General features: G+C 73.5%; 5 protein-coding genes. 2 read left to right on the top strand and 3 right to left on the bottom strand.

The window, feature by feature from the left end; genetic code table 11:
* Positions 1–86: 86 nt before the first annotated feature.
* Positions 87–2,432, bottom strand: coding sequence for a heavy metal translocating P-type ATPase (locus OFY01_RS13830; protein ID WP_266599709.1), 2,346 nt, complete (start codon positions 2,430–2,432; stop codon positions 87–89).
* Between the two features lie 253 nt (positions 2,433–2,685).
* Between OFY01_RS13830 and OFY01_RS13825 the strand changes: the two genes are divergently transcribed.
* Positions 2,686–3,390, top strand: coding sequence for a copper homeostasis protein CutC (locus OFY01_RS13825; RefSeq protein WP_266599707.1), 705 nt, complete (start codon positions 2,686–2,688; stop codon positions 3,388–3,390).
* A gap of 395 nt (positions 3,391–3,785) precedes the next feature.
* On the opposite strand, the gene OFY01_RS13820 is transcribed toward OFY01_RS13825, so the two are convergent.
* A complete protein-coding gene (locus OFY01_RS13820; RefSeq protein WP_323135508.1) occupies positions 3,786–5,828 on the bottom strand; it encodes a HelD family protein in 2,043 nt (680 codons plus the stop codon).
* 383 nt (positions 5,829–6,211) lie between these two features.
* On the opposite strand from OFY01_RS13820, the gene OFY01_RS13815 reads away from it, so the two are divergent.
* The gene (locus OFY01_RS13815; RefSeq protein WP_266599705.1) at positions 6,212–6,385 is read left to right on the top strand and encodes a hypothetical protein; all 174 of its coding nucleotides are present in this window, start codon (positions 6,212–6,214) and stop codon (positions 6,383–6,385) included.
* Between the two features lie 3 nt (positions 6,386–6,388).
* Here the strand turns inward: OFY01_RS13815 and OFY01_RS13810 are convergent, their stop codons facing one another.
* Entirely contained in the window at positions 6,389–7,063 is a 675-nt protein-coding gene (locus OFY01_RS13810; protein WP_266599704.1) for a maleylpyruvate isomerase family mycothiol-dependent enzyme, read from the bottom strand.
* Positions 7,064–7,219: the final 156 nt, after the last annotated feature.

Genomic DNA, 7,219 nt, shown 5'->3' with positions numbered 1-7,219 from the left:
GGAGGCGCAGCGCCCCGGCCCCCTCCTCTCCTAGTCTCCGAGCCCTGGTCTCCGACCCCTGGCCTTCGGCCCCTGGCCTCCAGCCCCTAGGACGCCAGCGCCCGGAACTTCCGCAGCCGCAGGCTGTTGCCGACCACGAAGACCGAAGAGAACGCCATGGCGGCGCCCGCGATCATCGGGTTGAGCAGCCCGAGCGCGGCCAGCGGCAGGGCCGCCGTGTTGTAGGCGAACGCCCAGAACAGGTTGCCCTTGATGGTGCCGAGGGTGCGCCGGGAGAGCCGGATCGCGTCGGCCGCGACCCGCAGGTCGCCACGGACGAGGGTGAGGTCACCGGCCTCGATGGCGGCGTCGGTGCCGGTGCCCATGGACAGACCGAGGTCGGCCTGGGCGAGGGCGGCCGCGTCGTTGACGCCGTCGCCGACCATGGCCACCGTGCGGCCCTCCGCCTGGAGCCGCTTGACGACGTCGACCTTGTCCTGCGGGAGGACCTCGGCGACGACGTCCGCCTCGGCGATGCCGACCTCGGCGGCGACGGAACGCGCCACCGCCTCGTTGTCCCCGGTCAGCAGCACCGGGCGCAGGCCGAGGTCGCGCAGGCGGCGGACGGCCTCGGGGCTGGTCTCCTTGACGGCGTCGGCGACTTCGAGGACCGCGCGGGCCGCGCCGTCCCAGGCGACGGCGATGGCGGTGCGGCCGGCGGCCTCGGCGTCCGCCTTGGCGCGGGCGAGGTCGTCGGGCAGCTTGATCTCCCACTGGTCGAGCAGCTGCTCGCGGCCGACGAGGATCGCGTGGCCCTCGACGACGCCCTGGACGCCGAGTCCGGGAACGTTGGCGAAGTCCTCGGGGACGGGCAGCGGCCCGACCTCGTCGGCGGCGCCGGTGGCGACGGCCTGGGCGATGGGGTGCTCGGAGGCGTGCTCGACGGCACCGGCGAGGCGCAGCACCTCGGCACGGTCGGCTCCGCCGGTGGCATCGGTGGCATCGGTGCCGTCGGCGATATCGGCGCCATCAGCGACGTGCGTGGCGAGGAGCGTCATCCGGCCGGTGGTGACGGTGCCGGTCTTGTCGAGGACGATCGTGTCGACCGTACGCGTGGTCTCCAGGACCTCGGGGCCCTTGATGAGGATGCCGAGCTGGGCGCCGCGCCCGGTGCCGACCATGAGCGCGGTCGGCGTGGCAAGGCCCAGGGCGCAGGGGCAGGCGATGATCAGTACGGCGACGCCCGCGGTGAAGGAGGCGGTGACGTCGCCGCTGACCAGCAGCCAGGTGACGAGCGTGCCGACGGCGATGAGGATGACGACCGGCACGAAGACGGCGGAGATCCGGTCGGCGAGGCGCTGGGCGGCGGCCTTGCCGTTCTGCGCGTCCTCGACGAGCTTGGCCATGCGGGCGAGCTGGGTGTCGGCGCCGACGCGGGTGGCCTCGACGACTAGGCGGCCGCCCGCGTTGAGGGTGGCGCCGGTGACGGCGTCCCCGACGCCGACCTCGACCGGTACGGACTCGCCGGTGAGCATGGAGGCGTCGACGGCGGAGGAGCCCTCGACGACGGTGCCGTCGGTGGCGATCTTCTCGCCGGGGCGGACCAGGAACCGGTCGCCGACCTTCAGCTCAGCGATCGGGATGGTGGCGTGGCTGCCGTCGGGGCGCACCACGGTGACGTCCTTGGCACCCAGTTCGAGCAGGGTGCGCAGGGCGGCGCCCGCCTTCCGCTTCGAGCGCGCCTCGAAGTAGCGGCCGGAGAGGATGAAGGCGGTGACGCCCGCCGCGGCCTCCAGGTAGATGTTCCCGGCGCCGTCGCTGCGGGCCACGGTCAGCTCGAAGGAGTGCGTCATGCCGGGGCGGCCGGCCGTGCCGAAGAACAGCGCCCACAGCGACCACAGGAACGCGGCGGACGTGCCGAGCGAGATCAGCGTGTCCATGGTGGCCGCGCCATGCTTGAGGTTGGTCCAGGCGGCCTTGTGGAAGGGCCAGGCGGCGTACGTGACGACGGGCGCGGCGAGGGTGAGCGAGAGCCACTGCCAGTTGCGGAACTGCAGCGCGGGCACCATCGCGAGGACGATGACGGGCGCGGCGAGGACGGCGGCGGTGATCAGGCGCTCGCGCAGCGTCTTCAGCTCGGCCGCCGCGGCGGCGTCGGCCGCGGAGACGGCGGGGCTGTCGCCCCCGCTCTCCCCTTCGGCCGGTGCGGCGGGAGCCGGGGGCTCGGGCTCGTGCGCGGTGTACCCGGTGGCCTCGACCGTGGCGATGAGGTCCGCGACCTCGACGCCGTCGGCGTACGTGACGTGGGCCTTCTCGGTCGCGTAGTTGACCGTCGCCTCGACGCCGTCCATCCGGTTCAGCTTCTTCTGGACGCGGGCGGCGCAGGACGCGCAGGTCATACCGCCGATGGTGAGATCCACCTCAGCGGGCGGAGCGGCTGCGTGCGCCGACATGGTGCCTCCTTGGTGACGATTCTAGGGGCGGACGGTAGGTGAAACCGTATACCCGTACGGGGTACTCCCCACGCCCCCCTTTATACCCCCAGGGGGTACCCGAGGCAAGGGGGGCGGGATGACCGCCGGGACGGCCGACCGGCTGCGCGCGGAGACAGGGCGGCGTAGGCTGGCGGGGACATTGGACTAGACCTGTCGCACGGCCCGGCACGCCCTGGCCCGGCATGCGGCGGGTCGACGCGACAGGAGCCTCATGAGCAAGCGTGCAGTCCTGGAGGTGATCGCCCTCGACGCCGAGGACGCGGTCGCGGCCCAGGCCGGAGGCGCGGACCGCCTTGAGCTGGTCACCGACATGGCGGCGGACGGTCTGACCCCGTCGGTCAAGACGTTCACGGAGGTGCGCGCGGCCGTCGACATCCCGCTGCGCGTGATGCTGCGCCTCGCCGACGGCTTCGCGGCGGGCGGCGCCGAGGAGCGGGCCGCGCTCGTCCGCGGCGCGCACGAGCTGCGGCAGGCGGGCGCGGACGAGTTCGTGCTCGGCTTCCTCGACGAGCACGGGGGCCCCGACCTCGCGGCCGTCGAGCGGCTCGTGGCGGAGCTCAACGGGTGCCGGTGGACGTTCCACCGGGCGATCGACCGGGCCGCCGACCGGGACGCCCTGCGCAAGCAGCTGGCGGATCTGCCGGGGCTCGACACGTATCTGACCGCCGGTTCGGCGCAGGGCGTGGACGACGGGCTCGACGTGCTCATCGCGGAGGCCGCGCGGGCGGCGACGGGTGAGCCGGGTTACGCCCCGCAGATCCTGGTGGGCGGCGGCCTCCGGCTCGACCATGTGCCGCGCCTGCGGGAGGCTGGGATCACGGCGTTCCACATCGGCGGGGCGGCGCGCCCCACGGGTTGGGCGGGGCCTGTTTCGGCGGATGCGGTGCGGGGGTGGCGGAGCGCCGTTTCTGATTGAGGTTCCGCTGCCGAGTGCGGGTTCGTCGTGGTCGCCCGCGCAGTTCCCCGCGCCCCTGAGACGCGCACTTCGTACGCCGTCTCAGAGGCGTCACGGCGATTCCGCGGCTCCCCGCGCGGCGCGGGGAACCTCGCGTCTTCCGGGGACGGGGGAAACCGGGCGCCCGCTCAGGAGCACGAAGGAACCGCGCGCCCCCTCAGGGGCGCGGGGAACCGCCCGACCAGCCACAACAAACCCGCAGCCGCCCGAACCCCCAAAGCCCGCCGAGCTCCCAGAGGGAACCCGCGCCCCCCAGGAGCACGAAGGGAACCACGCGCCCCCCAGGAGCGCGCGGAACCGCCCGGCCAGCCACAACAAAGCCGCGGCCAACCGCGCGCCCGAGGCCCGCCGGGCTCTCAGGCGGCGTCCACCAGCGCCGCGGGCAACCCCGCCCCGTGCACCACCACCAGCCCGGAGACCGCACGGGTCAGCGCGACGTACAGCCGCCGCAACCCGGTCCGTTCGTCCGGCTCCCCGTCCACCACGGCAGCCGGTTCGTCCAGGACCACGTAGTCGTACTCGAGCCCCTTCGCCAACGACGCGGGCACCAGCGTCAGCCGCGCCCCGGTCGTCGTCTCCTCGCCGGGCGCGAGAAACGCCAGCCCGGCCCGTTCCAGCGCCTCGCCCAGCGCGGCGCACCGCGCGTCTGCCGCGATGAGCCCGACCGACCCCTCGTTCTCCAGGGCCTCACGGCACGCCGCCACCACGCCCGCCACCACCTCGGCCACGCCCCCGGGGGCCTCCCGCACCTCGAACGCCCCCGGGTTCTCGCGCACGGACGCGACCGGCGTGAGCCCGGGCGCGATGTGCGGCAGCAGCCGGGACGCGTAGGTGATGACGTCCGTCGGCACACGGAACCCCGCGGTCAGCTCCTCCACGACCGCGTCCGCCTTGCCGAGATGGGCCAACGCCACGTCCCAGCTCGGCGTGGACCAGGGCGTCGTGCCCTGCGCGATGTCGCCGAGCACGGTCACGGACCCGGTGGTCGCACGCCGCCCCACGGCCCGGTACTGCATGGGTGACAGATCCTGCGCCTCGTCGAGCACGACGTGCCCGAGCGAAGGGGTCCGCTCGATGAGATCGGCGGCCTCGTCGATCAACACGGCATCGGCGGCCGACCACTTGGCCGACTTCACACTCCGCGCGGGCTTCGCCCACAGCACGGCCTTCTGCTCGTCCTCGCTCAACAGCCCGGCCGCGTGCTCGGCGAGGAACTGCGCGTCGGACAGCAGCCGCAGCACCAGCTTGGCCGGATCGACGGCGGGCCAGACCGCCTTGACCACCGCCTTCACGGCCGCGTTGCGGGCCACGGCGTCCTGCACCCGGTCGTCGGGCGCCTCACCGGCCCGCTCCATCCGCACGAGCACGGCGTGCGCGATGCGCTGCGGCAGGGCCTCACGTGCGGCCCCGTACCGCATGTCGCGCGCCATCAACTCCCTTACGATCTCCTCCAGTTCGTACGAGGCGATGCGCCACCGCCGCGAGCCGCGCACCACCACGACGCCCTCGCTCGGCATCGCGATGTGCGAACGCAGGGCGCGCCGCAGCACCTCGGCCATCCGGGCGTCGCCCTTGACCAGCGCGGCGCCGGGATCATCGACGCCCCGCACCTGCGCCCGCCCCGCCACCAGATCGTCGACGGTCGCCTGTCCGACCTCCAACTCGCCTAGGGCGGGCAGTACTTGCTCGATGTAGTGCAGGAAGGACCGGTTCGGCCCGATGACGAGCGTGCCGGTGCGGGCGAGCCGCTCGCGGTGCGCGTAGAGGAGATAGGCCACCCGGTGCAGGCCGACGGCGGTCTTCCCCGTCCCCGGCCCGCCCTGTACGCACACGGACCCGGCGAGCCCGCTCCTGACGATCTCGTCCTGCTCGGGCTGGATGGTCGCGACGATGTCGCGCATCGGGCCGACGCGCGGCCGCTCGATCTCCTGCTGGAGCAGCTTGCTGGTCTGCTCGACCTCGTCCGGGTCTGTCAGATGCTCGTCCTCGTACGCGGTCAGTTCCCCGCCCGTGTAACCGAACCGGCGGCGCAGCGCCACGTCCATCGGGGCCTTCTTGGAGGCCCGGTAGAACGGCTGCGAGACGGGGGCGCGCCAGTCGATGACCATGGGATCGCCGTCGGCGTCGTGGACGTGCCGCCGCCCGATGTAGAAGCTCCCGCCCGTCTCCCGCCGCCGCCCCTGCGAGGAAGTCGCCGCGCCCCCCTCTTCGAACTCCGCGCCCTCGGCCTGCTCGGCGCCGGGGGCGTGCAGATAGTCGAGCCGACCGAAGAAGAGCGGAGTGTGGGCGAGATCGGCGAGCGCCTTGATCCGTTCGTCGATCTGGCGCTCCAGAACGGCGGCGTTCACCCAGTTGGCGGTGACGTCGCTGATGTCCAGCGCCTGCACGTCCTCGCGCATGGCGCGCAGGGCGGCGCGGGACGAGGCGAGGTGGGCGCGCTCGCGATCGAGCGGCGAGGGACTCACGGGTACGGCCTCCCTGAAACAGATACGCGCGTTCGCACGTGGACGCGTGCACGGGTGCGTGCACGCGCGTGTGCGTGCACGGGTGCGTGAAGGGGGCCGGCCGGTTTCCGTCCGGTCGGCGGCACTCCGGCTTCGGAACAGTCGGAAAACGCGAAGGGAGGCGGGCAAGACGGGCGAGTGTACGCGACACCCAACGGCCCGCGCCAATGACTTTCGGGAGCCCACCCCCCCCTTAGGGGCATGCTCCCCCCGAGGTCGTACCCCGCTTACACCTCTGGGCCGATGTGCACGGAATGCCCGAATCCCATCCTGGAGGCATGACTACCGCAACTGTCACCGCCGCGCCCACGGGCCCGCCCCGCCCGCCGCGCGCGGGCGACGCGATCCGCGCGATCAAGGTCTTCGCGTCGACGGCGCTCACGGTCGCCGTCCTCGGCACCGACGACCCCGAGCTGTACCGGAAGGCCGGAGTCGTCCGCCGCCACCACTGACGCTCAGCCGTACAGGTTGAGCTCGGCCTCCCGTGCCCCGGTCAGCTCGTACCGCGTACCGATCACCGGGCGCCCCGTGCACAGCCGCACCAGGGTCGGCGCGTCCCCGATGTACCGGGCGGGCGGCCCGTCGCCGCCCGCCGCGCCGAGCACGACCGGTTCGTCGAGGTCGTCGATGTCGGCGTGGAGCCCGGTCAGCCCCCGCTCCCGGGTGCCCCGCACCAGCAGCGCCAGCGCCGCCGGGAGCCCGGACCCGCCGTACGCCCCCGGCTCGCCGAAGGCGTCCCGTACGTCCCCGGCGTGCACCCACTCCCCCAGGGCCACGCCGTCGAGCCGCGGGTCTCCCCCGGCGATGGCGGCGCCCGCCTCGCTCATCCCGCGTTCGAGCTCGTCGACGATCTGCTGGTTGGTCCAGGACGCCCGTTCGGCGATGTCGCGGTCGTTGCACTCGGGACCGAACACACCACGCTCGAACCGGCTCTCCACGACCCGCGTCAACACGGACGAGCAGTGCGCGAGCACATCCCGTACGGTCCACCCCGGGCACGCGGTGCGCAGCCCGAAGTCGCTGTCGGGCCGCGCCCTCAACAGCGGTACCAGGGCGTCCCGTTCGGAGACGAGGAGCCGTCCGGGGAGTTCCGGGTCACGGGTGGCCTGCTGTACGGCGTCTGTAGTCATGCCCCCACGGTAGGCGCCTGCCGGGCGGTTAGGGTCGCCCCATGAAGGACGACGCCGCCGACCCTGACTCCTCCGGCCCCGCGCGCGACGGCGCCGCCGACGTAGCCGCTCGCGCCGGTGACCAGGACGTGCCGAGTGCGGCCGGTCACAGGAACT

Source organism: Streptomyces beihaiensis (assembly GCF_026274175.1).
GTDB lineage: Bacteria > Actinomycetota > Actinomycetes > Streptomycetales > Streptomycetaceae > Streptomyces > Streptomyces beihaiensis.
This window is presented reverse-complemented; position numbering and strand designations above follow the sequence as displayed.

Excerpts from the sequence above, each read along its gene's own strand:
- OFY01_RS13810 (WP_266599704.1), bottom strand. The coding sequence starts at position 7,063 with ATGACTACAGACGCCGTACAGCAGGCCACCCGTGACCCGGAACTCCCC.
- OFY01_RS13815 (WP_266599705.1), top strand. The coding sequence starts at position 6,212 with ATGACTACCGCAACTGTCACCGCCGCGCCCACGGGCCCGCCCCGCCCG.
- OFY01_RS13825 (WP_266599707.1), top strand. The coding sequence starts at position 2,686 with ATGAGCAAGCGTGCAGTCCTGGAGGTGATCGCCCTCGACGCCGAGGAC.
- OFY01_RS13820 (WP_323135508.1), bottom strand. The coding sequence starts at position 5,828 with ATGCGCGAGGACGTGCAGGCGCTGGACATCAGCGACGTCACCGCCAAC.
- OFY01_RS13830 (WP_266599709.1), bottom strand. The coding sequence starts at position 2,432 with ATGTCGGCGCACGCAGCCGCTCCGCCCGCTGAGGTGGATCTCACCATC.